This window comes from Spirosoma sp. KCTC 42546, from assembly GCF_006965485.1.
Lineage (GTDB): Bacteria > Bacteroidota > Bacteroidia > Cytophagales > Spirosomataceae > Spirosoma.
Window position 1 is genome coordinate 4,883,611 of the sequence record NZ_CP041360.1, and the last position, 26,608, is coordinate 4,910,218.

Annotated in this window: 27 protein-coding genes; 7 read left to right on the forward strand and 20 right to left on the reverse strand. The window is 46.2% G+C overall.

Going from position 1 to position 26,608, the window contains the following annotated elements; all coding sequences use genetic code 11:
• From EXU85_RS20005 to EXU85_RS20060, 12 genes are all read right to left on the reverse strand, one after another.
• On the reverse strand, positions 1-1,332 hold the full coding sequence (locus tag EXU85_RS20005) for a lipopolysaccharide assembly protein LapB (RefSeq protein WP_142773782.1): 1,332 nt from the start codon (positions 1,330-1,332) through the stop codon (positions 1-3).
• Positions 1,333-1,734: 402 nt separating this feature from the next.
• Positions 1,735-2,082 carry a PIN domain-containing protein gene (locus EXU85_RS20010; RefSeq protein ID WP_246859169.1) on the reverse strand — a complete coding sequence of 116 codons (348 nt, stop codon included), beginning with the start codon at positions 2,080-2,082 and terminating at the stop codon, positions 1,735-1,737.
• Between the two features lie 65 nt (positions 2,083-2,147).
• Positions 2,148-2,354: a hypothetical protein gene (locus EXU85_RS20015; RefSeq protein WP_246859171.1), complete on the reverse strand. Its 207-nt coding sequence runs from the start codon at positions 2,352-2,354 to the stop codon at positions 2,148-2,150.
• A 504-nt stretch (positions 2,355-2,858) separates the two neighbouring features.
• Positions 2,859-3,635, reverse strand: a complete 777-nt coding sequence (locus tag EXU85_RS20020) for a LytTR family DNA-binding domain-containing protein (protein ID WP_142773785.1) — start codon at positions 3,633-3,635, stop codon at positions 2,859-2,861.
• 98 nt (positions 3,636-3,733) lie between these two features.
• The gene (locus EXU85_RS20025; protein WP_142773786.1) at positions 3,734-4,870 is read right to left on the reverse strand and encodes a sensor histidine kinase; all 1,137 of its coding nucleotides are present in this window, start codon (positions 4,868-4,870) and stop codon (positions 3,734-3,736) included.
• 129 nt (positions 4,871-4,999) lie between these two features.
• Entirely contained in the window at positions 5,000-5,755 is a 756-nt protein-coding gene (locus tag EXU85_RS20030; protein ID WP_142773787.1) for an SDR family NAD(P)-dependent oxidoreductase, read from the reverse strand.
• Between the two features lie 47 nt (positions 5,756-5,802).
• A complete protein-coding gene (locus EXU85_RS20035) occupies positions 5,803-6,960 on the reverse strand; it encodes a DUF1624 domain-containing protein (protein ID WP_142773788.1) in 1,158 nt (385 codons plus the stop codon).
• Positions 6,961-7,011: 51 nt separating this feature from the next.
• Positions 7,012-7,914 carry a DUF1080 domain-containing protein gene (locus tag EXU85_RS20040; RefSeq protein ID WP_142773789.1) on the reverse strand — a complete coding sequence of 301 codons (903 nt, stop codon included), beginning with the start codon at positions 7,912-7,914 and terminating at the stop codon, positions 7,012-7,014.
• A 109-nt stretch (positions 7,915-8,023) separates the two neighbouring features.
• On the reverse strand, positions 8,024-8,989 hold the full coding sequence (locus EXU85_RS20045) for a kelch-like protein (protein WP_142773790.1): 966 nt from the start codon (positions 8,987-8,989) through the stop codon (positions 8,024-8,026).
• A gap of 60 nt (positions 8,990-9,049) precedes the next feature.
• The gene (locus EXU85_RS20050) at positions 9,050-9,202 is read right to left on the reverse strand and encodes a hypothetical protein (RefSeq protein ID WP_210422391.1); all 153 of its coding nucleotides are present in this window, start codon (positions 9,200-9,202) and stop codon (positions 9,050-9,052) included.
• 110 nt (positions 9,203-9,312) lie between these two features.
• A complete protein-coding gene (locus tag EXU85_RS20055; RefSeq protein WP_142773791.1) occupies positions 9,313-9,726 on the reverse strand; it encodes an EamA family transporter in 414 nt (137 codons plus the stop codon).
• Between the two features lie 74 nt (positions 9,727-9,800).
• Positions 9,801-10,262 (reverse strand): Lrp/AsnC family transcriptional regulator, encoded by a 462-nt coding sequence (locus EXU85_RS20060; protein ID WP_142773792.1) that lies wholly within the window; start codon positions 10,260-10,262, stop codon positions 9,801-9,803.
• 174 nt (positions 10,263-10,436) lie between these two features.
• Between EXU85_RS20060 and ald the strand changes: the two genes are divergently transcribed.
• Together ald and EXU85_RS20070 are read left to right on the forward strand one after the other, a co-directional pair.
• The gene (ald, locus tag EXU85_RS20065) at positions 10,437-11,570 is read left to right on the forward strand and encodes an alanine dehydrogenase (protein ID WP_142773793.1); all 1,134 of its coding nucleotides are present in this window, start codon (positions 10,437-10,439) and stop codon (positions 11,568-11,570) included.
• A 110-nt stretch (positions 11,571-11,680) separates the two neighbouring features.
• Positions 11,681-12,163, forward strand: a complete 483-nt coding sequence (locus tag EXU85_RS20070; protein WP_142773794.1) for a group II truncated hemoglobin — start codon at positions 11,681-11,683, stop codon at positions 12,161-12,163.
• A gap of 11 nt (positions 12,164-12,174) precedes the next feature.
• On the opposite strand, the gene EXU85_RS20075 is transcribed toward EXU85_RS20070, so the two are convergent.
• A complete protein-coding gene (locus EXU85_RS20075) occupies positions 12,175-13,674 on the reverse strand; it encodes a hypothetical protein (protein ID WP_142773795.1) in 1,500 nt (499 codons plus the stop codon).
• A 165-nt stretch (positions 13,675-13,839) separates the two neighbouring features.
• Between EXU85_RS20075 and EXU85_RS20080 the strand changes: the two genes are divergently transcribed.
• On the forward strand, positions 13,840-15,222 hold the full coding sequence (locus EXU85_RS20080) for a glycosyltransferase (protein ID WP_142773796.1): 1,383 nt from the start codon (positions 13,840-13,842) through the stop codon (positions 15,220-15,222).
• Positions 15,223-15,243: 21 nt separating this feature from the next.
• On the opposite strand, the gene EXU85_RS20085 is transcribed toward EXU85_RS20080, so the two are convergent.
• The 5 genes from EXU85_RS20085 to EXU85_RS20105 form a co-directional block, all read right to left on the reverse strand.
• Complete coding sequence (locus EXU85_RS20085) at positions 15,244-15,531, reverse strand: hypothetical protein (RefSeq protein ID WP_142773797.1); 288 nt, start codon at positions 15,529-15,531, stop codon at positions 15,244-15,246.
• Between the two features lie 88 nt (positions 15,532-15,619).
• Complete coding sequence (locus EXU85_RS20090) at positions 15,620-16,417, reverse strand: DUF3298 and DUF4163 domain-containing protein (RefSeq protein WP_142773798.1); 798 nt, start codon at positions 16,415-16,417, stop codon at positions 15,620-15,622.
• Between the two features lie 85 nt (positions 16,418-16,502).
• Positions 16,503-17,237 carry a LytTR family DNA-binding domain-containing protein gene (locus EXU85_RS20095; RefSeq protein WP_142773799.1) on the reverse strand — a complete coding sequence of 245 codons (735 nt, stop codon included), beginning with the start codon at positions 17,235-17,237 and terminating at the stop codon, positions 16,503-16,505.
• 70 nt (positions 17,238-17,307) lie between these two features.
• Positions 17,308-18,429 (reverse strand): sensor histidine kinase, encoded by a 1,122-nt coding sequence (locus tag EXU85_RS20100; protein ID WP_142773800.1) that lies wholly within the window; start codon positions 18,427-18,429, stop codon positions 17,308-17,310.
• A gap of 145 nt (positions 18,430-18,574) precedes the next feature.
• Positions 18,575-19,213 carry a histidine phosphatase family protein gene (locus tag EXU85_RS20105; RefSeq protein ID WP_142773801.1) on the reverse strand — a complete coding sequence of 213 codons (639 nt, stop codon included), beginning with the start codon at positions 19,211-19,213 and terminating at the stop codon, positions 18,575-18,577.
• A gap of 155 nt (positions 19,214-19,368) precedes the next feature.
• Here EXU85_RS20105 and EXU85_RS20110 point away from each other — a divergent pair, with 155 nt between their 5' ends.
• The 4 genes from EXU85_RS20110 to EXU85_RS20125 all read left to right on the forward strand — a co-directional run bounded on the left by EXU85_RS20110 (position 19,369) and on the right by EXU85_RS20125 (position 23,737).
• Positions 19,369-19,785: a hotdog fold thioesterase gene (locus EXU85_RS20110; RefSeq protein WP_142773802.1), complete on the forward strand. Its 417-nt coding sequence runs from the start codon at positions 19,369-19,371 to the stop codon at positions 19,783-19,785.
• 262 nt (positions 19,786-20,047) lie between these two features.
• Positions 20,048-22,315 (forward strand): NADP-dependent malic enzyme, encoded by a 2,268-nt coding sequence (locus EXU85_RS20115; RefSeq protein WP_142773803.1) that lies wholly within the window; start codon positions 20,048-20,050, stop codon positions 22,313-22,315.
• Positions 22,316-22,410: 95 nt separating this feature from the next.
• Complete coding sequence (gene trpS, locus EXU85_RS20120; RefSeq protein WP_142773804.1) at positions 22,411-23,391, forward strand: tryptophan--tRNA ligase; 981 nt, start codon at positions 22,411-22,413, stop codon at positions 23,389-23,391.
• A gap of 112 nt (positions 23,392-23,503) precedes the next feature.
• Positions 23,504-23,737 carry a response regulator transcription factor gene (locus EXU85_RS20125; protein WP_142773805.1) on the forward strand — a complete coding sequence of 78 codons (234 nt, stop codon included), beginning with the start codon at positions 23,504-23,506 and terminating at the stop codon, positions 23,735-23,737.
• Between the two features lie 40 nt (positions 23,738-23,777).
• On the opposite strand, the gene EXU85_RS20130 is transcribed toward EXU85_RS20125, so the two are convergent.
• Positions 23,778-24,863, reverse strand: coding sequence for a hypothetical protein (locus EXU85_RS20130; RefSeq protein WP_142773806.1), 1,086 nt, complete (start codon positions 24,861-24,863; stop codon positions 23,778-23,780).
• Positions 24,860-26,524 carry a heme peroxidase family protein gene (locus EXU85_RS20135; RefSeq protein WP_210422392.1) on the reverse strand — a complete coding sequence of 555 codons (1,665 nt, stop codon included), beginning with the start codon at positions 26,522-26,524 and terminating at the stop codon, positions 24,860-24,862. Before EXU85_RS20135 ends, EXU85_RS20130 begins: the two co-directional genes overlap by 4 nt.
• Positions 26,525-26,608 lie beyond the last annotated feature (84 nt).

A 26,608-nucleotide genomic window follows, 5' to 3' on the forward strand; every position in this document is an offset into this window, starting at 1 on the left:
TCAAAGGTGAACTACCTGCTGAAAATCCGGCCGCTTTCGTAATCGCTGCCAGCGAGTATCTGTCTGATACGCCTTCGCTGATACCGCTTCTGATTTTTGCGGGGATTTCAACGCCTTTAGCAGACTTACAACGGCCAATGAATCTTTGCCCTGTATGCTGTATAATTCAGCCAGTGAGTCCCAATAGTCGCCAACATGGCCCGCCTGAGAAACGGCTTTGTGCAGGGCTTCTTCTGCTTTCTTATACTTCTTCTGACTCATGTAAGCATACGCCAGGGCGTTGTTCAGGGGTGCATTCAGCGTCTGTTCCATATGGGTTCGCTCTACGAGGCCGGAAAAAGATTTTAAATCATTTTCCCGGGCATAGAACCCAAGTAAATACTGATTGGCTGTCTGAGCCAGATTGTCAGTCTGGTCGGATAGGCCCGGCTCGCTGACTTTACGCATATTCTCGACGAATAACCGTTTGTAGGTTCGGGTGGTCGCGGAATCGGCTTTGGCGTTGTAAATCCGGGTCATATAGATTTCGGCCTGGATGTAATATGTTAATTTATCATTCGGAAACTTCTTTGCCGCACTATCCGACCAGGCCATTGCTTCCTCATAATCCAGGCTATTTAAGGCAACGGCAGCCGAGGTCATGTAGAAATAATAATCGTCCATCAACCCTCGGCGTTTTTTCAGATAACTGTATACCTTATTCACCATGTCGGTATCTTTCTTTACCATATAATAGTAAATCAAGGCTTTTGGCGATCGCACCTTCATAATTTCCATAGCGGCTTTATGAATTAGGTATTGGGCTGGTTCATTTCGTTTGATGGACAATTGCTGTGTAATCTCGTTTGTAACTTGGATCGCTACAGTTTGGGTAGAGTCGCTGAGCGTGACGTAGCCACCGATGCTTTTATCTTTCTTGCCTAAGAGGGCCAGAATAGATTTGGTGACAGCTCTGAGATTAAACCCCTCAACGGTAAGCTCATTTAACAATTCGGTGTTGTCCTCATTGCTGCCACTCATCGAGTTACCACTGGCATACACACCATTCATAATGTTGTCAATCTCATCCAGAATGGCTTGTTTAACAACCTCTCCGCTGTACCCCTGCTCTATCCAGGCGGGAGGCACTTTAAAATCCTGTACGTAGAAAATATTTCTCCTGTACTCTCTTTTGAGGTAAACGCTAAACGCGATAAAGAGGGTAATCCACAACAATTTTACACCAACACCAAACCACTTTTCGAATAATTCGAACCAGGCTAACTGCTGAAGGCGCTTTAAAAAGGCCCCAACTCGCCCTGAGGGTAATTTAATAGTCGTATTTCTCTCCACGGCTTAAATCGGAAAATAATCTTGTGATGAGAAGAATGCTTATAGGCTCAAGTAAACATGAGAGAGCAAGTTGTCGAAAATGACTAACAAAACCTTATTATCTCAAGTGATCTATCTGTAACTTTTATCCAAACCGGCTTTAATGAAGGACACTCAATGAACTGATTTTGGTAGAATTTCAAAGGAGTTCTTATTACCAAGCACCTTTTGAATGTAAGGCCCAAAGCTGCCTAAACAGGAGGTTCAAACTGTCGCCTAAACGCTGACATGCAAGCACTGGCTATTAGTTGCGCCTAACACCAACGGGTGTTGATGGCGACCGTAGGAAGCCTTTACACACATAGAAGGTTGGGCTGTCGAATCTTGACTTCGGGACGAGCGTCCTGTCACCGGAGAGCTGATTTACGCAGATTCAGGGCCGTATTGATGTTTGTACTTAGGACGGCAAAAAGTGATGCCCTCCACAAAATCGAAATCTTTTTTGTTAAAGGTGAACAATTCAACCGGATAGGTTAACGCGGTTGCTGCGATAATCATGTCGGCTATGCCCGGTCGTTTCGCATAATGCTCCCAAGTCAGATTGAGTAGTCGACGCGAGATTTCAGCGTCCAAACCAATCATGTTAAACTTGTTGATAGTTTCGACCGTTTTACGTTTTTCGCTACGTTTCATACCCACATACATTTCCGCTTCTGAAATTACACTCAGAAACTGACGGTCAAAACCAAGCTCATCCAATTCCTGAACCATCAAGGGAACTCCTCGGAAATAGTCAAATAATACGTTAGAATCGCACAGGATTATCTTCTTTTTGGCTATGCTTTCGCCCGGATTGATGCCATAGTACGTTCATCACTATCCCAAATACCACCAAAAGCGGCAGGAGTCTCGCCAGATTTAGCGTTACTCTTGCGCAGAAGTGGAATCATAACTTCGGGTTCTGGCTCAGTTTGAATGCCGTTTTCAATCAACAGCTTTAGAGCTTTGGCGTAGTCCTTATCGTTGACAGTCAGTGTTTTCATTCTATTGTAACGTATAACACAATATTACAACAACCTTGGCATTAATTTAGCCCTCTATTGTAGCTTTTACCCAAGCTTAAATGCTGGGGCGGTTGGCCTGTCGACCGCAACCCGCCTACGCTTGCCAAAGTTGACTAACTCAGGCTTTAGGCTTGTCAACCGCAACCCGGCCAACGAGCCTAAAGCTCACATGTTGAGCCGTGAACCCTGTCGCCGATAACCCGCCTTTGACTCCCATCATGTTTGGTTCACCCAACATACTATTATACGCATATACGCAACATAGCGAAACTATAACTGGCAGGTTATCAGCCATTTTTAGTTCTGCATTATCGTTCACGCAATGAGTGATTTTCTCTAAGTGGCAAGAGCCAACAAGGTCTCTAGTTGGCCTGTTGGCTGTTAGCTCCAGAAGGTATTTTGTAGGAAATTGCTCACCTCAACTATTGTAAATATAAAATACGGCTTAAGATTTACGGTATTTGAGCGGGTCAAAAAATTCATCTACTTCCCCAGCCATTCTTTGAACTCGGTCATACGGTCGCCACTAACGAAGACTTCCTGGCGTGATTTGGGTTGCAAATCCAGCTTAAGTTTACCAGCAGAGAAGGTGTGAATGGTTTGGATGGCGGGCAGCGATATCAAAAACTGGCGGCTGATTCGGAAAAATTGACGGGGATTTAATAGCTGGGTTAGCTTATCTAAACTGTAATCAACAGGTAAGGTCAACCCGTCTTTGGTTACCAAGAAAACGACCTTTTCTTCCAGATAAAAGTAAGCGACATCAGTGGTTTCGATGCTACGAATTTTTGTGCCAACTGTAATCATAAATCGGTCTTTATAATCCGTCTGCTTCGATTTGCCAATCAGGTTAAGCAGGGTTTCAATGTCGTGCGATGAGGATGTATTCTGCCCGAACTGCTTCTTAAGCGCTTTGAATTTTTCGATAGCCGCCACTAGCTCATCATAATTGATGGGTTTCAGCAGATAGTCGATACTATTGACCTTAAACGCCTGAATCATGTACTCGTCATAGGCTGTAGTAAAGATTACTGGCGTAGTAACCTGCGTTTGCTCGAAAATGCGGAAGCCCAGATCATCTTCCAGGTGAATGTCCATAAAGATCAGATCAACAGGCTGGTCTGATTCACTAAACCACGTCACCGCTTCGGCTACTGATGGAATCCGGGCCAGTACTGTAATGGTCGGATCATATTTATGAAGTAAACTTTCGAGCCGTTTGGCCGTCAGGTTTTCGTCTTCGATAATGACTACGTTCATATTCTTAGTAAACTAAGTAAAGTGGGTGGAGTAAGTTAATTCGTGAAGTAAACCGGGTTATATAGCTGATCTTACTACACTTAGTTCACTCAGTCTACTCACGACACTAATAATGGAATCTTCACGACAAAAAGGCCATCGCTTTCGCCAACCCATACAGGCTGATCGGTAAGGAGCGCATACCGTGTAATGATATTTTCCAATCCCACGCCAGTCGAGTTCTCTGACTTAGGGCGAGTTTGCAGATTGTTCTCAACAACCAGACAGTCGGCATCGAGTTTAATATGAACCTTCAGGGGTTCTTTTGCCGACATTCGGTTGTGTTTCACCGCATTTTCCACCAAAAGTTGTAAGGTTAGTGGTGCAATACTGTACCGGGTCTGGTCGGCCTCAGGCACATTAATTAGTACGTCGAACTTATTTTCGAAGCGAATATTCAATAAAAAGCGATACGCCTGAATAAACTCAAGTTCGGTTTTAAGCAAGACTCGCTCATTATCTTTCTGCTCCAGAATATAGCGGTACGCCCGCGATAACTGGTCGATGAATTTTTCGGATAAGTCAGCATCAGCATGAACCAGTGACGACAATATACTCAGGCTATTAAACAGAAAATGCGGGTTTACCTGGCTTTTGAGGGCCGCAAACTGGGCCTGCACGTTCTCTTTTTCCAATCGTTCAGCGCGTACCTGTACATCCTCCAGCCGTCGGTTGGCCCGTCGGTTGGCAGCCAGATAAAAGGCCGATATCATGGACATCACTGTCAGACCGTTATTGACCCGTCTACGCTGTTCACGACTTTTACGCCGATCTTCGGCTGAGCGGGGTGGGCCCTGAGGACGTAATTGCCGGGTTTCCTGTTCCTGATAAAATCCTAATCGTTGGGCCAGCACATCGTCTAAACCATGCCATAGCATGGTAAACCCCATGTTAAATACGAGCGCTAGTGCACTGGCAATCAATAAGGTAGCAATTTGAGCAGGAATCTTGAATTCAATAAAAAAACCATCTCCGAACCGGCTAACGAACCGCTGTTGCAGCCATTCCGTTACGATAATCCAGACGTATAAAAACAGGATTATCAGGATAATTTCGAAGACCCAGAACGGGACGTTACGCCCTGAAAACAGCCATTCAAAGGTCGCACCGTTGACGTACAATCGGATGGGCCAGTAAATAACGAACACGCTCAGGGCGAGTTGCCATTTTTGCGAAGTCGTTAGGTTATAGGACATAGCACGGTACATTAGGTTTACAAACAAAACTACTGATTCCCACTTAGCGACAAAAAAGAAACCGGCGGAATGCCGGTTTAGAGAGCGCGAGTGACGCAATTCGATTTATGAATAGAAGGCTACAATTTTTTAATACGTAGCTCGCCCACCCGATAAATCGAAGATAAAGCCAGTGGTAAAACTAGCCTCTTCCGATACAATCCAGGCAGCCATGGCGGCTACTTCCTCCACGGTACCCAACCGTTTCATGGGTATCTTGGCCGTCATATAGGCTAACTGTTCGGGTGCAGTATTCTCGTTCATAGCCGTTTTGATCACAGCGGGCGCCAAACCGTTCACGGTGATTCCTGTTTCGGCATACTCTTTTCCAATGCCTTTCACAAGTCCAATGACGCCCGCTTTCATTGATGAGTAGCCTGTCATAAATGGATTCCCTTCTTTCCCGGCAATCGAGGCTAAATGCAGAATACGGCCATAATTGCTCTTTTCCATAACCTTAATCCCATACTTTGACATCAAGAAAGCGCCCCGCAAATTAGTATGGTATACCCGGTCATAATCGGCCACCGAATAGTCTGTGATTTTAGTACTGGTTGGCCCTACAATACCCGCCGAATTGACAATAACGTCTAAGCGTCCCAAGGTGTCAACTACGGTTTGAATAGCTTGTTCAACCGAACTTTCATGCGAAATATCGACAACGTGGCCCGTTACTGCGAATCCCTGTTTGGTGAAATCAGCCACAGTCCGTTCGAGTTGAACATGGTTTATATCGAATAAAGCAACTGTAGCTCCTTCAGACGCAATTCGTTTCGCAATTGCTTTACCAATGCCCTCAGCACCGCCTGTTACTATAGCTACCTGATTCGCAAATCGATTTAACATGGTCCCAACCTATTTTACGTTAGTAAAAACTACTGATTATCACCTCCTCATACGTACCGAAGCCAACCTATTTCGGGATGATCGGCTTTATACCGGCCATACCACTTACACGCTGGGTATAACAAAAGCACCAGACCAAACCACACAGCATACACGCCACCCAGTGAGATGCCTGCTCCCTCGGGACGGCCAAAATTCAGCGGTCCAGACGGTATATCGGCAAACGAATATCCCTGTATAAAACTCATGACGAGCATAGATATATGCACCAGGTACCAGTGCAAAATATAGTAGAACATAGGCACTTTGCCATATACCGTCATCCACCGGGTGAAGGTGTTGCTTACTCCATCTATTACCGAAAAAAATACCAGCATCAACCCAAGTGTCGCCAGGTCATACAGAAGTGATGGTGGGTATTTGGTCACGTTCATGAACGAGAGAAAGGTAAACAGTCCGTCTTTCTGAGCAGACCAGGGGGCCGGGTCACCGTAGAGGTTCAGGAAGCGCAGGAGCACAAACAAAACCAATGCCCCCAAACCGATGCGGAATAAGAGTGGTTTTCGATCGTCAATAGGTTTCTCCATCAATGCCCCGCAGGCAAAGCCAACGAGCATAATCCCTAGCCAGGGAATCAATGGATAGCCCACCAAAAGGGCAAACGATGGGCTAACTGAAAAAAAATCGGTTCGGAAAAATAACGCCCAACCCAAACGAGCCGCTGGGTCGGCAAATGTTGGCACGAGTTGCAGAATATTATGACCAAATACGATAACCAACCCGATAATTGTAATCCACTTGACAGGTAATTTCGCAACGAATGAAAGGATAATTAACCCGCCCCCAATAGCGTAGATAACCTGTAGCATGAGGGAATGAAAATGAATATCGAACCAGAAGGCGAAGTTGATAATCGTAAGTTCAAGCAGCAGTAACACCAGCCCTCGCTTCCGCAAAAACTGCCGGGCCGATCCATCATTCCGTTTTCTGAGTGACAGATAGGCTGAGGTGCCCGACAAAAACACAAAGGTCGGTGCGCACAAATGCGTAATCCATCGGGTCAGAAAAATAGCTGGCGTCGTGGTTGCTAGATCAGTAGGGTTTTGGGTTAGTGCGGACGTATGGAGCAGATCTCGAACATGGTCCAGGGCCATGATCACCATCACCAAACCGCGTGTTACGTCAATGGCGGTTACTCGCTTCATTCAAGGTTGTCGTTTAATTTTTTCGTAGATAGACACCATATTTTTTTTCATTTACTGCTTCTTATACCTACACTGCGTATTATCTGATTTTACAAAGTACGACTTATAATTCAGCGCCTTAGGATCAGTGCAACCTTTTAAATCAAGCACTTCTACTTTCTTAAAATCAATAGCATGGCTCTCGGCCTGCAAGGCAATATAACCCTCGCCAAGGGGTGTATTGGCCCGACTAATCCAATAGTCGGCGTTATCGATGTGGGCTATTTTCCAATCGTGTCCTTCATTTACGAAGCCCCCTCCTACTTCAGGTCGCTCGTAAGTGAGTACGGTATCTCCCTCCACGATATGATGAACAATAGAATCGCCTAATACAATAGCTTCGGCGGTTACCCATTGGTCACCATCGTAGGTTTTAGAGTCTGAATCAATGCAATGTTCGGGCTTGAGTTTACCACTCATGTATACCTGCGTACCGGGCGTGCACAGGTTCCCCGTATGACGCGGCCCTTTGCCTAGCCCACCCAGCAATTGCAGTTCAAGCGAAACGGGAAATGTCTGCCCAATTGAACAACTTGCCGCCGATTGCGAGTGCACCATTACGCCACTATTTCGCACATTCCAGGTATCTCCACCGGGCGTTTGGTTGCCCACAAATCGATACGTAAACCGCACCCGATAATATGAATAGGGCTTGTTGTAGTACATGTGCCCGTATTTACCATCGAAGGTTTTGTACTGATCATAGGCAATGCGCAGAATCCCGTTCTCAACCCGAAAGGTGTTTTTGTAATTATCATTCAGGGGTAGACCGGCAATTTTAATGTCCCAATTCTTGAGATCTTTTCCATTGAAAAGCTGCACCCACTCCTGGCGGACTGCTGATTTTTGAGTCTGGGCTGTTGCAGCCGATTGTACGCTCAGGCAAATTAATAGTACACGTAGTAATTGTTTCATTAGGAAGTGAAATTTAAAAATTGGCACGCAGATACAGCGGCTATCGCAGTTTCAGTATCAATTATAGCTGCGGCAATCCGCTGTATCTGCGTCATCGGCGTGCAATTAGCTATTTCATCACTTCAACCGTGTTCAACTCAGGGCCTCCGCCATGATTAGCTGACCCAGCCACGATATAAATTTGTCCTTTGTAGACTACTGCCTGGGTACCATGCCGCCCTTGTTTCAATGTTGGCCCTTTTGTCCACTGATTTGTTTTGGGATCAAGTGCTTCGGCTTCGTTATGTGCCAGAAGTTGTACGGTTTCTCCCCCGATAACCCAAACTTTACCCCCTTGGGTTACGGCTGTACTACCAGCCCGTTGGGTTGGAATATTGGAAGTGGCGGGCAACGTACTCCATTTCCCGGTTTTGAAATCGTAGACGTCCACTTCGGCAATGGTTGTTTCCAGCACTTTGTTGATCCGCGCCGTTGAGTTACGACCACCCGCCAGATACAATTTATCATCGACAACAGCTGCACTAATATGGTCTCGGGTGCGGGGGGCATCGGGTAATCGTTTCCAGGTATTCGTTTTCGGATCATATTCATCCAGCCAGGCCACATGCCCATCGTAATGACCGTCGATAATTCCGCAGGCCATATATATTTTGTTTTTATACACCACTACCCCTGCCGAACCTCGTAGCCGCTCTTTCGGGATTTCTGGCCCCATTCGCCAGGCCCCCTGTTTCGGGCTGTAAATGTATATGTTCGGAATTGGCGTTTCGTGCGGGTATTGCCCCCGAAATGCGCCCATCACATAAAGTTCACCATTGTAGTTGATGGCCTGAAAGTGATTCATTTCCAGCGGGGGCGTAGGTAATGTCTGCCAAAGCAGCGTTTTTAGATTAAGTGCTTCTAAGGGTTTAATACCCCGGCCGCCCACCGCATAGAGGCTGTCGCCAATGAGGGCAGCCGCATTTTCATGACGGGTAGAACAGGTATTTTGAGTGGTTACGGGTTGCCAGCTTTGAGCGTGAGCAGCCAGCGTGGTACTAATCAGAATCAAACAAAACGACGATGACAAGTTCATAAAACACAGGAAGGAATAGATTGTACGTAACTGGTTAGTAAACCGCAATTTCAGCCGATACTACTCTATGGCGCAGGGAAGCGACCCAAGGCCACCGGCTTCAGCAACAGCAATGGCCAGATCGGATGCACCCGCCCCGGCCATTGGCGCCAGTAAAATTGGCAACTCAATACTGAGTAACTGCTGGATACACGTATCAGGCCAGGTGTGCATTGGTTTCATTGGCTAAACATCCAATATTGAAAGTCAAAAATGGGCCATTTTTAACATAGTAGCTACACTTGTTTAGCCTTTAGGGAGCCAAACACAGGTGTTTCATGATGTTATAAAATCAATACCAGTGTACCGGCAATAATCAGAGCTGCCCCTATAGCTGCTTTCCAGGTCAGTACTTCTCCCAGTATAAGGACGGACAGAAGTATCGCGATCGCCACGCTCAGTTTATCGACCGGGGCTACCTGCGACACCTTGCCAAGTTGTAGCGCCTTAAAGTAAAAGATCCAGGACAAGCCGGTTGCTACACCCGATAGAATCAGAAAAATCCAGTTTTGTCGAGTCAAGGCTGGCAGTGATTCAATCCCTCCGCGAAAAAACACAATTCCCCAGGCCACAAACAGGATCACAACGGTACGAATAGCAGTTGCCAAATCCGTATTTACGCCTTTTATGCCAATTTTAGCCAGTATCGCTGTTAGAGCGGCAAAAAGCGCGGAAAGCAATGCATACATCCACCACATAAAATCGTGTTTTACCGCCTGATCAACCTTAGTTATGTCGTGTCAATTTCACCCAGCCTCTGACCACGTTTGACTTACATCGGCACCACCGTCGAATTTTTTATTTCAGACATGACGAAGAAGCTACTGATATGTAAGGTACCAGGAATAACCGAAAGCTGTTCCTGATAGAAATGATTGTAGGTGTCCATATCCCGACTAACGATTTTCAGCAGATAGTCGAACGTGCCCGATACTCGATTACACTCCAGCACTTCCGGCAGTTCACGAACATCTACTTCAAAGGCGGTGAATGAATCCCGGGTTTGACGGTCGAGCGTAACCTGGCAGTATACCATCAGCAGATTGCCGAGTTTTTTCTTGTCAACTATGGTTACGTACCGATCAATGACGCCGTCTCGTTCAAGCCGTTTTATACGCTCATGAACGGGCGTTTTCGAGAGATTAATTTTCTTACCAATCTCCTGAATGGTCAGACGGGCGTTCTGCTGTAATAAGTCCAGAATTTTTCGATCTGTTGTATCAACACTCTCCATAAACGGAATTTTTACGGTATAGCCTCCTAAAAAGGGCTGTCTGTAGAACTATTTCCTACAAATAGACAAATTACGCACTTAGTTTCCTAAAAAAATAAGTAGTACTAGAAAAGAATTACACTGAATTTAACTTTGTACCACTCAAGTAACAACTCCCAAACCACGTTAAGCTTTATGGTTATTGGCGTTCCCAAAGAAATCAAAAACAACGAAAACCGCGTTGCGCTGACACCTGCCGGTGTAACCGAACTCCGCAAACATGGTCATGTTGTTTATATACAGGTTAATGCGGGTGAGGGTAGCGGTTTTGAGGACGAAGAATACATTGCAGCCGGTGCTATTATGCTCCCGACCATCGAAGAGGTGTATGGTATCGCTGAGATGATTATGAAGGTTAAGGAGCCTATCGCTTCGGAGTACGACCTGATCAAAGAAAACCAATTACTGTTTACTTATTTCCACTTTGCCTCGTCGGAAGAATTGACCCGGGCAATGCTGGCCAAAGGTGCCGTTTGCTTAGCCTACGAGACCGTTGAACGCCCCGACCGTAGTTTGCCATTGCTGGTGCCCATGTCGGAAGTTGCCGGACGGATGGCCATTCAGGAAGGCGCTAAATATCTTGAAAAACCACTGAAAGGCCGGGGCATTTTGCTCGGCGGTGTACCAGGCGTAAAACCAGCCAATGTACTCATTTTGGGTGGTGGCATTGTTGGAACACAAGCCGCTAAAATGGCTGCTGGCCTGGGTGCTCACGTAACCATTATGGATGTTAGTCTGGCCCGGCTGCGTTATTTGTCGGACATTATGCCGCCTAACGTACAGACCATGATGTCGAACGAGTATAATATTCGGGAGATGATCAAGGTTTGTGACCTGATTGTTGGTGCCGTGTTGATTCCGGGTGCCAAGGCTCCTCACCTGATCACCCGCGAAATGCTGAAGCAAATGCGGGCTGGTACTGTATTGGTTGATGTGGCTGTTGACCAGGGGGGATGTATTGAAACCTGCCATCCAACTACCCACGAAAATCCAACGTTTATCATTGATGGTGTTGTTCACTATTGTGTGGCCAACATGCCAGGTGCAGTACCTTATACCAGCACGCTTGCCCTGACCAATGCAACCCTTCCCTACGCCTTGCAATTAGCCAACAAAGGATGGCAGCAGGCTTGCCGCGACAATACAGACCTTAAACTAGGCCTGAATGTAGTAGAAGGGAAAGTTGTTTATAAAGGTGTTGCCGATGCATTCGGTTTCGACTTAACCGATGTAAACACGATCCTGACAGAAGAAGAACTAGCTCAATAAGCGAATAACGGTATTACCAATTCATCGACAGACGCAGGTCGCACTTTTCGGAGTGCGGCCTTTTTTTGTTCATTTTGCGTTATCTTACAATTGATTTAACTGATTCAAGAATGGAAGCTCAACCCAGAGGAACCGTGCCAACTTTGTATGAATGGGCCGGTGGTATGGAAAACTTTGAAGCCTGGACGGACTTATTTTACCAGCGCGTTCATCAGGATCCAATCCTGGAACCCGTCTTTCGGGGTATGTCCAGCGATCATGCCCGGCACGTGGCTCATTTTATCGCCGAAGTATTTCGTGGACCAACCCAATATAGCAGCGAGGAAGGTAGCCATTATGAAATGATTCACAAACACCTGGGAAAGCACTTGACTGAGGTTCAGCGCAAACGCTGGATTGAGTTAATTCTGGATACAGCGGATACTGTTGGTCTGCCCGACGATCCGGAGTTTCGCTCGGCTCTGGTTGGCTATCTGGAATGGGGTTCCCGATTGGCGGTCATTAATTCAAAAGAAGAATCAGTTAGTGAGCCAGTAGACGCGCCAATGCCAACCTGGGGTTGGGGAGAAACAGGTGGGCCTTATATTCCATAAGTAGTCCTTTTTTAAGGTATACACTGCTTTACGGTTTCTTCATACGCAGGCGATACATACAAATTGTACCCTTTTAGCCGAAGTACTCGGTAAGGCTGATGCATAGGCAAAGACTTACGAAGTCCCTGCATGTCATCTATAGGGATTAAAGCTATATCGGCAGGGCGATAGTGTTTACCCGTTGGCCAAATTTCATACTGGCGATGAAAGTAGGGTACCAGAAAATCGAAGACGAACACGTTAGCGTCGTGGGGCAGTTTATCAGCCAGACACTGAACAACCGTTATATCGCTGGGCTGAAGGTAAATCGGATTTTTATCACTTGAATAGTACCCTCGGAAGGTACGCAACCAGTCTGTTACCGATGGAAAGTCAGGGCGAGTTAGGTACAGTATAGGGACCTGAACGATAAATAAACCCGCTCCTATCAGCCAACTCGTTGCTGGTTGAATTGGCAAAATCTGATCGGCAAACAAACTGGTGAGTATGGTAAGAAAGGCTACCGAAAATGCCCACAGCAACACAAATCGGGGTGGCCATGTAAGGGATACCAGATAAAATAGGGGCTGATCGTAATAGTGAACACTTTGCACGAAATTAAGCATCGTAAGAACTAGTACCCCAATGCCCCACAACAAAAATAAGCGACCTGTAAAACGATCTCTCAATCGGCTCACCAGCAGCCCCAGCAGTCCAACAATCGGCGATACCAATAGTACAGACTGTCCAAGTAGTACTAGCATCTGACGCCAGAACGCCCTCTCTCCGATATTCCTGCTCAGCAAACTAAGGGCAATTTGCAAACGGGGTTCAGCAAAATTGTTTTTATAGCCTACCCAAATCATACCGACTAAAAAGATAACTACCCAACCGACAGCAATCAACCAAAATCGTCCCTGTAGCAACCAATTCCATAAAGATGCGCCAGGTCGTTTCCGTATCAATTGCAGGCCTTCGTAGGCCAGATGAATCAAAGCCGCTAGTACCGCTCCATCTTCTTTCACCAGTACAATGGCCAGTCCGGCAATAACAGCCCAAAGCTTCCTTTTGCCCAGTAACGCCAGCGCAAACAGTAAGGCAAATGGCAAATAAGTCAATTCGGTATGCCAGCCAATAGTAGGGTGATCATTAAGCCAGAATGAGACTGGGCCTAACAAGATCACCAGAACAACTACATAACGGATCCAGGGAGTTACCTGACGTCGATAAAGATGTTCAGTGACCCCTATATAGCTGATCAGTAACAGACTTACCTGAACAGCAAATAAACCGTATGCACCAAATGCCCGGCATAGCGGCCCCCAAAGTAATACCGTATAATAATTATGGATTTTGTGATGGTAGCCCCAAATATTCTCATACATGAACGGTCGGCCATCCATCCAGCTACGCGACATCTGCACAAAGGCATACATATCATTAAATGTGTAGCCAAGCGCCTGAAAACGTACTACTTTAAGAAAGAAAAATCCAATTAATATAACCCCAACTATATACGTTAAACGATACATATATCTACACAAGACAACTTAAAATATATGCTACCCCTATTCACATCATAAGTAGCAACAAAATCACAATTAAACATACATTAAAATAACTGGTTTTAAATAAATTTACGATTCAGTGCCTCTAACAGGAATCGTCCTCAGCCAACTATTACTGCACAGTAACTTATGAATGGCCCTCAACGCGTACGATGGATTCAACGAAATCAATATTATTATACATGTCTGCTCGATTTTCTAAATCACACGATTCCACAGCAAAGCTCAGTACTGGAGATTGGTTGTGGAACGGGCTATGTCCTTGATAAGCTATTACCCTCTCGGGGTGTTGGAATTGATATTAATCCAGAATTGATTGAGTATGCCCAACAAGCCTATCCACAGTATACATTTCATACCCTGGATGCCAAACAGCTCGACACACTTGAGGACACATTCGATTATATCGTCCTTAGCGATACGATTGGCTCATTCGACGATGTACAACATGTATTTGGCAAATTACATACAGTTTGTCATCCAGGCACACGAATCGTTATTACCTATAAGAATTTCCTCTGGACACCGGCCTTAAATCTGGCAGAAAAGGTAGGACTCAAAATGCCTGAACAGCGCCAGAACTGGCTGGATAAAAGCGACATTACTAATCTATTAGACATAGCTTCTTTAGACGTTGTACGAACGGGTCGAAAAGTACTTATGCCCCGCTATGTTCCACTCTTCTCCTGGTTGATGAACCGCTATGTGGTCAATTTGCCTTTATTTAATCAACTAGGCCTTTTTACGTTTATAGTTGCCCGGAGCATGCACAATTTAAAACCTGCGTCAGAGTATAGTGTAAGCGTGATTGTACCAGCCCGGAACGAAAAAGGGAATATTGAGGATATCGTTCGTCGAACACCACACATGGGACGACATACCGAACTTATTTTTGTAGAAGGCAACTCAACCGACGATACTTGGTCTGAAATCCAGAGAATTACCCAAAAATACGCTCAGGAACGAGATATAAAATGTGTACAACAGGAAGGGAAGGGCAAAGGGGATGCCGTCAGAAAGGGATTTGGCATGGCCACCGGAGACATACTTATGATCCTGGATGCGGATATGACCGTACCCCCAGAAGACCTGCCTAAATTCTTTGAGGCCGTTGCTAACGGGAAGGGCGAATATATTAATGGCACGCGATTGGTGTACCCCATGGAGAAAGAAGCCATGCGAACCCTTAATCTGATTGGCAATAAGTTTTTTTCGATTGCCTTTTCCTGGATACTAAACCAACGTATCAAAGATACACTTTGTGGTACCAAAGTGTTAACAAAAGAGAATTATGAGCGACTTATTGCTAACCGGTCATATTTCGGTGATTTTGATCCCTTCGGCGACTTCGACCTTATTTTTGGGTCCGCAAAGCTTAATCTTAAGTTCGTTGAAATTCCGATTCGTTATCGCGCCCGCACCTACGGAGAAACCAATATTTCCCGTTTTAAACACGGATGGTTACTCATAAAAATGACGTTTTTTGCGCTGAATAAAATCAAATTTATTTGAGCGTATACACAGTGACGGAAGCTACATATTCTGCTCCACTAATGCGGTCCACTCATCGGCCAGGGACCCATCAAAAAACGGACTACCTGCCCGACGATACCAGTAGTTGGCATTGAAACGATCACCTTCTTTACGATGGAGGTACGCATGAAGCCGATCATAGGCCTGTGTACCTTCCCGACTTTGAGCAATGGTATGAGCAGCCTCCCAATCATCCTTGGCATCATACCAAAGTCCCTGTAAAACCGGGTGTAAATTGGACGGTGGCTGTGGCTGCGAGAGCGAAGCCATAAACTGATCGACAGTCATTTTTAGTAGGATTTATCGACTAGTGAATCGGGTAATCAGAATTCAATGAGCGGGGAAACGGTTGCTCTCCCCTACTTGGCCACCTGCTTCAGAGCCAATCATCGCGAAGTATACCATTGAGTTTTTCGTACGGAACAGTTACCTGAATTGGCCCAACGGCATAAGCCGCAATTTCGTAGGGATTATAATAGAAAACCAAGCCATCGCGGCTTGTTCCAACATTGGCAGGCAAAAAGAAATGGCCATCGCGCAAAAAATAGCCCTGTTCTTCTAAATTAGCCTTTGGTAATAAATTTTGCTGCTGCCGAAATTCCTTTTCGAGTACCCCTAGCAAAGCCGTCGTATCGGCAATCATATCATTTAGGGTTAACATCCGGCCTGTTTCCCGGTCGAATGTATAAAAGGACAAGCTGGAATTTGGGTGAGCACCGCCGGTATAGGCATAGGTCTCGATTTTAACCGTGAGTGCTTTGGGACTCGCATGAACCGTATCAGCTTTGGTTTCAAGTTCCCAGCAACCACCCAAACTCCCCATCTCTTTCCGCACAGCTTCATAATCAGTAGCAAACAAGGAAGCCGCTGTAGCCAGATCTGTACGGGCACCCGGATGGCTACCCACTGTAGCACTATCAAGCCAGCCAACTACGCTGTTAACAGCCAATAGACGCAGACTATCGTTAATTTTCCGAGCGCCTTCTGTATCATCTTTCAGCAATACGTAGGATACGTCTACATCAACGCCGGTATTACTCGTCGTATCACAACGGGTTGAACCAGCAAAGGTGTAATGCTGCCGTTCTAAAGCCGGTGGTTCCGAATTCGTTGAGTTACAGGCAGAAAAAAAACCAATTATTCCGAAAAGTAATGTTGCAACAAGGTACTTCATGAAGAGTAAATATGGCAATTACAGGAAATGGGTAGTTAACCAGTTAATGGACAGATTAATAACCATTTACATCGAATTACCGCTACTACAAACTTAGCAAATCTTTAAACCGAATTGCCTGTCGGCGGCTAATTTCAATTTTATCTCCTCCGCGTAAGGTTACGAGCAAGCCCCCGCTAAACCAGGGTTCAATTTTCTCGATCCATTGCAGGTTGATGATGTGTTTTCGGTTAGCCCGGAAAAATGTAGCTGGGTTGAGCCGATCCTCAAGCGCGTTTAGCGACTTAAGTACCAACGGTTTCTGATCATCAAAATAGAGCCGGACATAGTTTCCCATCGACTCAAACAGTCGCACTTTCCCTAATTTCACAAACCAGCATTTTTCACCGTCTTTCACGAAAACCTGATCGTTTTCGCCCAGAATTTTTGACGATAGTCCTCCCGATGTACCCGACGCTTCAGGTACGTGCTGTTCTTCTTCTACCCGATGAATAGCCTCTGATAATCGAGCGAGTTCAACCGGTTTGAGTAGATAATCGAGCGCATTGAATTCGAATGCCTTAATAGCATACTCATCAAAAGCTGTTGTAAAGATAACCTCAGGCGTTTTGCCTTCGATAGACTGCAGTAACTCAAATCCATTTTTGCCCGGCATCTGAATATCCAGAAACAGAAGCTCCGGTTCCAGCTCTTCAATCATGGGTAAAGCCTCATCCGCATTGGCGGCTTCACCTATAATCTGAATTTTTGGAAAGTTTTCGAGCAGCCTACGCAGTTCATTACGGGCTAAACGTTCATCGTCAATAATCAGGGTTTTCATATAAGCTTGAAAAGTAAGTACAGTGCAAGGGAGTAAACTAAAGAGGCTTTTTACTAGTCAATAGTACCCTTCATCGCTCCGGCGACTCGGTCTTAACTTTTTCCCGTCGGAACATACCCTCCGACTGAGCAGGAATGGTTATTTCGGCACACACAGTGGGGCCGTCGTCAGGCGATCCCAGGCTATGGTTTTCATCTTCCTGAAAAATATGAAACTGAGCCTCGGCTCCGTAAAGCAATTCGAGTCGTTGGGCTGTGTTGGCCAGTCCAAAGCCACCCGATGCTTTTTTATCGCCTAGTACACCCGTATTCCGAATAATGATATGCAATTTATCCGGTCCATCGTCACGACTTAGAATACTGGAGCGAACCTCAACAAATCCACCTCCTACAGCGGTTGAAACCCCATGCTTAATCGCATTTTCAACCAGCGTTTGCAGCATCATGGGCGGCACCTGCCAGAAAAGAGTTCGACCATCAAGGTCAATATGCGACCGGAGCCGGTCTTCATAGCGTACTTTTTCAAGGGCTAAATAATCTTCTACCGTTTTGATTTCTTCGCGTAATTCAACCGTTTTTCGTCGATCGGCGAGTAATGAATTCCGAAGCAGGTTCGAGAGCTGGGTGATGCCCTGCTGCGCTTTTGTCGGATTTTCATACACCAATGCCCGGATACTATTCAGAGCATTGAATACAAAGTGCGGGTTCAACTGCGAGCGTAATACTTTAGCCTCTGTTTCGCGGATATTCGTTTTGAGCAGGATCTTCTCTATTTCGGCATTCCGGTTTTCCTCAAAGTAATGATAGGCCGTATAACTCAGCACCCAGGTAAGCATAATTTTACCAAAGTTCATGATGTAGCCGATCACTAACCAGGGTTCATCGACCATATGCTCCGGAACCAGGATTCTATCAACTGGCAGGTTTAACATGGTCATAATCACGGCCATGACAAAAACTGAAAGCAACACCCGAGGGGCCAGACGAAAAAATGGTAAACGCACCCAATTCCAGCGTCGAATCATGAGCCGATACAGGTGCGTTAGGGTTATACCCAGAAATATATTCGTAATGGCTAAGTACAGCGTATCCGGGTCAAAGCCATCCTCCAACAAATAAGCCGTATACTCTACGGCAATGAAGAGCGACCAGCCAAATAGCTGACAAATCCAATATACTTTCTGCTTCGACATTCCCATTTCATTACTCACCTATTACAAGGCAATTAGCGAATATACGATCTTGGGCTCGCAGTTATCGAGTCGCAGTTATCAGTGGATATATACATGGATTATCGGCCGATGTCGGCTGTTAACTGGTAACTGATAAAATCAATGTTCACTGCATAAGCGCCAACGTTAGTAGGTGCGCCGTATCATTAGCCAGCTCAATTGTGAATTGGGCCGACGAGTAGTCATACGAAAGCTTATAAAGGCATAGATTACTGTGTTCAAACTGGTCCATTTTTGCAAGCGGCAAATTCGTGATCCAGCAGAGAAGAATCCGCATAGCCCGTCCATGCATAGCCACCAACACAAGTTCTTCCTCTGGGTGTGAGAGAATGGTATCCATAGCCACTTTCTGCCGATCAGCAACCTGCTCAGGGCTTTCGCCTTTATCGGTGGCCTGATCCGTATGGCCTGACTCCCAGGATTCAATTAAGGCCCGGTAATATTCATTATCTAAATTACCAGGTGCTTTCCCTTCCATAGTGCCCCAGCTAATTTCGTTCAGGCCAGTAAGCTTTTCATAAGGCAAGCCCAGTTCGATAAATGGTTCAACGGTTTGGTAGGTGCGTTTTAGCCCTGAAATATATATTTTAGTGAACGGCACGTGTTGATAGGCCTGGAAAAATGCCTGTGCTTGCGCCTGTCCCATCTCGTTGAGGTCCGAATCGACCCCACTACCTTGTACTATTCCCCGCCGGTTATAGTCGGTTTCGCCGTGGCGAATCAGATAAATTGTTTTTTGTGCCAAGCCTATTCCCCTTGCCAAACGGCATTTTTTTCCAAATTTGAGCCACAAAATTACACAAAACACGGCATTTAGTTAGTTCAAGTTTTAAGTTTCAGGCATACTATTTCATATTGTCGATGATAAATTTGAACCTTTGACCGTTAACCCCAACAGACATGAAAACTGGCTTTGACCTGAATGCGCTTGACTTTATTCATACAGATTCGCTTGGCAAGCATCTAGGCATTGAGTTTACAGAAGCAGGGGAAGGCTATTTGATGGCCCGAATGCCTGTTGACAAACGCACCCAACAGCCCTTTGGTATTTTGCATGGGGGGGCGTCTGTCGTACTGGCAGAAACCCTGGGCAGCGTTGCCTCTTGGATGCTGTTAGATGACCCGAACACCCAGCGGGCCGTCGGCCTTGAAATTAATGCGAATCATTTACGGGCCGTACGGGAAGGCTGGGTGTATGGCCGGTGTACGCCGATCCACACAGGCCGCACCACCCACGTATGGGATATCCGCATCACCGACGAGCAGGGCAAGCTTATATGCATAAGCCGACTCACGGTTGCTGTGATTAAGGGGTAGCTAACTAGCCACTTTTAGTAATTGTTACTAAAAAAAGAGTGATAAATACACCGAGTTCATGATCCAATCTGGATAGGGGCATGCTCTGGCCTTTTTGGCGTACAAAATGAATGAACTAGCTTTTGAAATCAAGTGAAGTAAATCCTGAAAAATCCGTTTCTTATTTAGTACACCTTGCAAAGACGGCTTAATTTAAACCGTTTTCCCGGCCCTTTCCGTACCTTCGCGCTCCCAACGAACTGTCCTCAATAACGTAACCAGTATGCAACAGAAAATCCGGCGCGAAGATGCCCTTGATTACCATTCCAAAGGTCGTCCGGGAAAACTCGAAGTTATTCCTACCAAAGAATACAGCACTCAACGCGATCTTTCTTTAGCCTATTCACCGGGCGTAGCGGAGCCTTGTCTGGCCATCGAAGCCAACCCCGACGATGCGTTTAAGTACACCGCCAAAGGAAATCTCGTGGCGGTTATCAGCAACGGAACTGCTGTACTGGGGCTAGGTAATATTGGCCCCGCAGCCAGTAAGCCCGTTATGGAAGGCAAAGGGCTCCTGTTTAAAATTTATTCCGATATCGATGTATTTGACCTTGAGTTAAACACGACCAATATCGACGAGTTTGTTCGTACGGTCAAGATTCTGGAACCCACTTTTGGCGGAGTTAATCTGGAAGACATTAAAGCCCCGGAATGTTTCGAAATTGAGGAACGGCTCAAGCGGGAAATGAGCATTCCGGTCATGCACGACGACCAGCACGGTACAGCTATCGTCAGTGGAGCCGCCTTACTGAATGCCCTCGAACTGGTCAGTAAGTCGATCGAGACCGCTAAGTTCGTCATTCTGGGTGCCGGAGCAGCCGCCATTTCGTGTGCCCGGCAATATGTTGCATTAGGCGCCAAGCACGAGAACATGGTAATGTTTGATGTGAATGGCCCCCTGCGCGCCGACCGAACAGACCTGAGCGATCTGATGCGTCCCTTTGCCACTACCCGCGATATCAATTCACTGGACGATGCCTTTGTCGACGCCGATGTATTCGTCGGCTTATCGAAGGGAAACATTGTGAGCCAGGATATGATTCGGCTGATGGCCCCGCATGCCATTGTGTTTGCCATGGCCAATCCGACACCCGAAATCAGCTACGATGACGCTATGGCCGCCCGGCCGGACATTATCATGGCCACTGGACGCTCTGATTACCCGAATCAGGTTAATAACGTACTCGGATTCCCCTACATTTTCCGGGGCGCATTGGATGTGCGGGCTACCGAAATCAACGAAGCGATGAAGTTGGCTGCCACCTATGCACTAGCCGACTTAGCGAAAAAACCCGTACCAGATCTGGTTAATCTGGCGTATGGCGAATCGAATATGGTTTTTGGACGAACGTACATTCTTCCAAAACCCGTTGACCCACGGTTGCTATCAACAGTAGCTCCAGCAGTTGCCAAAGCAGCTATGGAATCCGGTGTAGCCCGGCAGCCAATTTCCGACTGGGATGCCTACGAACAGCAACTTGCCCGGCGACTGGGGCAGGACAATCAGATTTCACGGGTTATTCTGACAAAAGCCAAGGCTAATCCGAAACGGGTAGTATTTGCCGATGCGGAGAACCTGAAAGTATTAAAAGCTGCGCAACAGGTTCGGGATGAGGGGATAGCGTTCCCAATTCTACTGGGCGAACGGGCAAAAATCGAACAGCTTATTGAAGAAAACAGTCTTGATCTAGCCAATACACCCATTATTGATCCACGCTCACCCGAGCAGGAGGTATTGGTTCAACGCTTTGGCGACCAGTATTTCGAGAAGCGGAAACGCAAAGGTGTCAATGCGACCGAAGCCCGGAAAATGATGTTTATCCGCAACTACTTCGGTGCGATGATGGTGGAGACCGGTGAAGCCGATGCCTTAATTTCGGGCTTAACCCGCTCCTATCCTGACACAATTCGTCCCGCTCTGCAGATTATTGGCAAAGAACCCGGCGTAAAAAAAGTAGCAGGGATGTATATTCTGCTCACCAAACGTGGCCCCCTATTTTTCTCGGACACCACGGTTAACTTCAACCCGACTGCCGAAGAGATCGTCGAGATAACTGAGTTGACAGCGCAGACCGTTGAGCGATTCAACATTAAGCCACGCATTGCCCTTGTCACCTACTCGAACTTCGGGAGCGCCAAAGGCGATGATGCGGAGAAAATGAACCGCGCCGTTGAAATTCTGCAAAAACGAAATCCAGATCTGATTGTGGACGGCGAAATTCAAGCCCACTTAGCGTTTAATACAGAACTGTTGCAACAAAACCACCCCTTTAGCAAATTAGTTGGTGAAGGGGCAAATACACTTATTTTCCCGAATTTATCTGCCGCTAATATTGCCTATAACCTGATGACAGAAGCGGCTGGGTTCGATGCTATTGGCCCCATTCTGCTTGGCATTCGCAAGCCAGTGTATGTATTGCAGTTAGGTTCATCAGAACGTGAAATCGTTAATATGGTAGCCATCGCGGTGGTAGAAGCACAGGGAAAATAACTACAAAAAGGAGGAAAGGGAGAAGGGGAGAAAAGGGACGAGAGGAATAATACCTTTCCTCCTTCCTCCCTTTCCTTCCCTCCTCCCCCAATATTATGTCACGAATCTTAACAGGTATCCAATCCAGCGGGCGACCGCATTTAGGCAACATCCTGGGGGCTATTAAACCCGCCATTGAGTTATCAAAACACCCTGATAACGAATCGTTTCTGTTCATTGCCGACCTCCATTCGCTCACCACTATTAAAGACGGCCCCATGCGCCGTGAGTTTACAAAGGCCGTGGCTGCTACCTGGCTGGCGTTTGGACTCGATACCCAGAAAAATACGTTCTGGCGGCAATCACGTGTGGCTGAGCACACGGAACTAGCCTGGCATCTGAGTTGCTTCACGCCCTTTCCGATGCTGAACAACGCCACCTCGTTTAAAGAGAAATCGGATCGGTCCTCTTCGGTTGTCAATGCAGGCTTATTTGTCTATCCCGTGTTGCAGGCGGCTGATATTCTGCTCTACGATGCGGAGATCATCCCGGTTGGGAAAGACCAGCGTCAACATATTGAAATGACCCGCGACATCGCCAGCACCTTCAATCACCAATACAACGACGAGGTGTTTGTACTGCCCGAAGCCCGCATCGACGACCGTCTGATGACCATTCCGGGTATTGATGGCGCGAAAATGAGCAAGTCGTATAATAACTACATCGACATTTTCCTGCCTGAAAATGAACTATGGAAAGTCATTAAGAAAATCAAATCGGATTCAACCCCCCTCGAAGAGCCTAAGAATCCTGATACAGACATTACGTTTCAGTTGTATTCATTACTAGCATCTGCCGAGCAAACGGCTGAGATGCGTCAGTTATACGAAGCCGGTAATTACGGCTATGGTATGGCTAAAAAAGCGTTCTACGAACTCATTCTCCAGCAGTTCTCTACTGAGCGGGAACGCTTTACCTATTATACTGTCGAAAACCCGGATGCCCTGGAAGCCGAACTTCGGGCTGGCGAGGAAAAAGCGCGCGCTATAGCAGGCAAAACCATTGCGCGAGTACGGGAGAAATTAGGTTTTAACTAACTGGTAGCCAGAAAACTACCGTTAACTCATTTGATTTGGATGCAGGGCAATTATCTGCTTAATTAACCCCCGTTAATTAAACAAATAATTAACTACCACCTCACGCCATAGAATGAACAATCTGCCCCCTATCCGTAACCTGAATTCCGTTCAGTTGAAACCTCGTGAACGCCATTTTCTTGAATTAGCCTGCTCTGATCTTACCTACGTCCAAATCGCCGATCAGATGTGCGTCAGCCCCCGTACCGTAGATGGTTACCGGGAAGCCTTGTTTGAACGCTTTCATGTAAAAAGCCGCGTTGGGCTAGCCATTTATGCCATACGGGGTGGACTTGTGGCCTTGTAGAATTTGGGGTTAAACGATCATTCATTTAACCCCAAATTAGCTATTTATCAGGATCAGGATTACCAGGTGGTTTACGAGCTGTATTACGGATATTCACCAGTTTAAGCAGTAAATCGAACCAGAACGGGGCGCCAAACGAAAGTGCGGAAGCTGTCAGCAGCCAGCCCAAAAGGGCTAATACAATACTTTGTCCAGGTTGAAGGCTCCACTTGTCACTTTTTGATTTGTCGCTCGGCAGCTTCCATCCAATTGGCAGTTTGAGATCAGTTATGCGGTCTTGAATAAACCGAACATATAGTGTCTGTACCGCAAGACTATCCGTATCGGTCAACCCTGAATTAAGGATGAATGTTAAATGGGTCGTTTTGGAACCCGGCTCGGTTAACGTGGTATCTCTTGCCAGTTTAGCGTCATATTCATGTTCATGCTCATGAAGGTATTCGCCAAACTTGGTATCTTTCTCAAATGATTTTCCACCGTCCTGAGTCGTCTTAATGGCCTCTGCTACCAGTTTGTCGCGAAGTCCACTATCAGTAAAGAGCCTGTTGGTCAGGTAAATGGTATCCACGTTTAGTAGGACTGCTACCAGCACAGCTACAATCCAGACTACGCCCTGTGCATAGCGTTTGAACCAACCCGATACCTGCTCCATATAGCCATTGTACCATTTTTCCAGTTCATCTTTGAATGTCTGAAAATTATTGGATTTAGCCAGAATAGGTCTGATGAGTTCTTTAATCGCCTTATGCCTGTTGTCCGTTTGAAGAAGTACTTCCTTAATTTTTTCAAATGTGTGATCGGTAGGCTTTACTCCCTCGGGTATGGGTACGTCTGACTTAGCCAATATATCAATCAGAACCGTCGAAAAAGAGTCGGCAGAGAGATAATTGACTGGCTTCAGAAAACCCCAGAATTTCTCTTCTTTCACCTCGGTGAGTTTATGATCAAAGAAGTCGTCCGCTAACTTTCCCAGTATTTTCTCCAGCGCTCTTCTAAGCAATTTTGCCCGTTGACCTAGAAAGGTATTGATCAACTCCACCATACCTGACACAAAAATGCTGAATACGAAAAAGATAAAAACGAGGCCAATCGCCACATCGAGCAGGGTGGGTAGATTGATGTTCATGGTATTGGCAACTCAATAAGATCCCCCATTGTGAAGTGGTCAAAAACAGATGTAGCCGTTGCATCGCCAAAATCAGGTTTCCAGTTCGGATTTAAACTCAGGAATGAGTTCGGATCACCATATATTAACCCAATAAGTACTTCAGCTACAATCCGACCACCAACAGGCCCCAAACGAGTAGGCGTCGGATTTTCTTTTTCTTCGGCCTCGCTTTTTCTATTTTTTACCCATTCGTGCCGGGCTTCGGCCAGAATATAAAACCAAAGGGGGGCTTTGTTCCTAAAACTCTCCCCACACGCTCGTATCGTTTTATGATTCTCATTGTCAAGTCCATCAATATTTGCCTTCCCCGCAATCAGGTCGTGGTCTGGAATGGGATCGATGCCCATATAGCGGGCAACATCTTGGCCAGAAGGCAATCCCAATACCATGCCACGCAGCAGATTTCGAAGGGCAAGCATATTGGGTTGTTTTTTGTCGACAGGATCGTTAGTGCCGGGTATCGAGAATTCAGGTAATGCCGCTAAGGGCGACACCAGCGATGTATCTATTTTGTAAGCAGGCTGCACACGTTTCTTATTCCTAAACGAGGGTAACGGAGAGAGTTTATGATCCCTCGTCTCAAAAAACAGTTTCCAGTCAATACCCCACTGCTCAGGAAACTCCCGGAAACCATTAAGCCCATCATCAAGCTTTGGTGCGAAGATCATACGACGGCCCTCTAAGTGGAGAATTTCGGGCTCAATAGCGGGCAAATCCCCCAGGCTCAGCCGATAAACGGGTCTGATCATGCTATGCCCAAAACGATAGACGGCTCCGCTGAATTCAACGGGCATAAATGGAAAATTTTCCCATTTAAAAAAGAGCAGATTCGCTTCAACTTTAAAAATAGATTTTCCCGATTCTGTGTTGATGTGCGGTAGTATTTCTTCAACCAGTTCTCTGCCAACGAGCCGGGGTAAATAATCAAATAAGATTAACCATTGATAATGCCAGCGCACAATCTGCTGAACGTCGGCAAAAGATGCATCAGGATTTTGGTCGACAACAAAATTATGGAAACGCAAAAAAAGCCCCTGCAACTGCGATACAATGACATTTTCGTCGTTCCGTTTATCGCTGATGAGGGCCCGTTGGCGAAAACGGGGAAGATCCTTCGTTAAAATTTTATGAGGATCATTGGCGGTTAAATTTCGATCACCCAATAGAAATTTTTTCCCGTCAGCATCATACATATATGGCTGATCGTCGGGACCGCGACCATACACATTATCTAAATCAAGGGCAGGCGTTCTAAAATCAACTAAACCGCTAGGGTCGTTCATTTTCATCAGGCTGCTCATCGGATCGAACGTAATGTCGTGATCCACAAATTGCCCGAAATAGGTGTACCCAGCGGGAATACCAAAGTTTTCTTCATCGTCAATTTTTTTTTCCGACGTAACCATTGGCTTTTTCGTCTTGGGATCGATTTCCGGCTCTGACGTCATAGCGACAGCCAACTTTCGCAGATCAGCCTCTTTAAATGTTGCGGGTTGCAACGTTCTGAACATGCGCCCAAAACGGCCTTGATGAAGGCGGGAATGTACGGTTGCATTTAAGCCGCGTTCGATTACGCCATGGTGCATACCGGGCCTTTGTACTGGAGATGGTGTAGACATTGGAATAGAAATTAAAGGGATGAAAAGCAGTTATTTATTCAGGAATGGGCGAAGTGCTATTTATCACCTACGCAAATGTAAAAT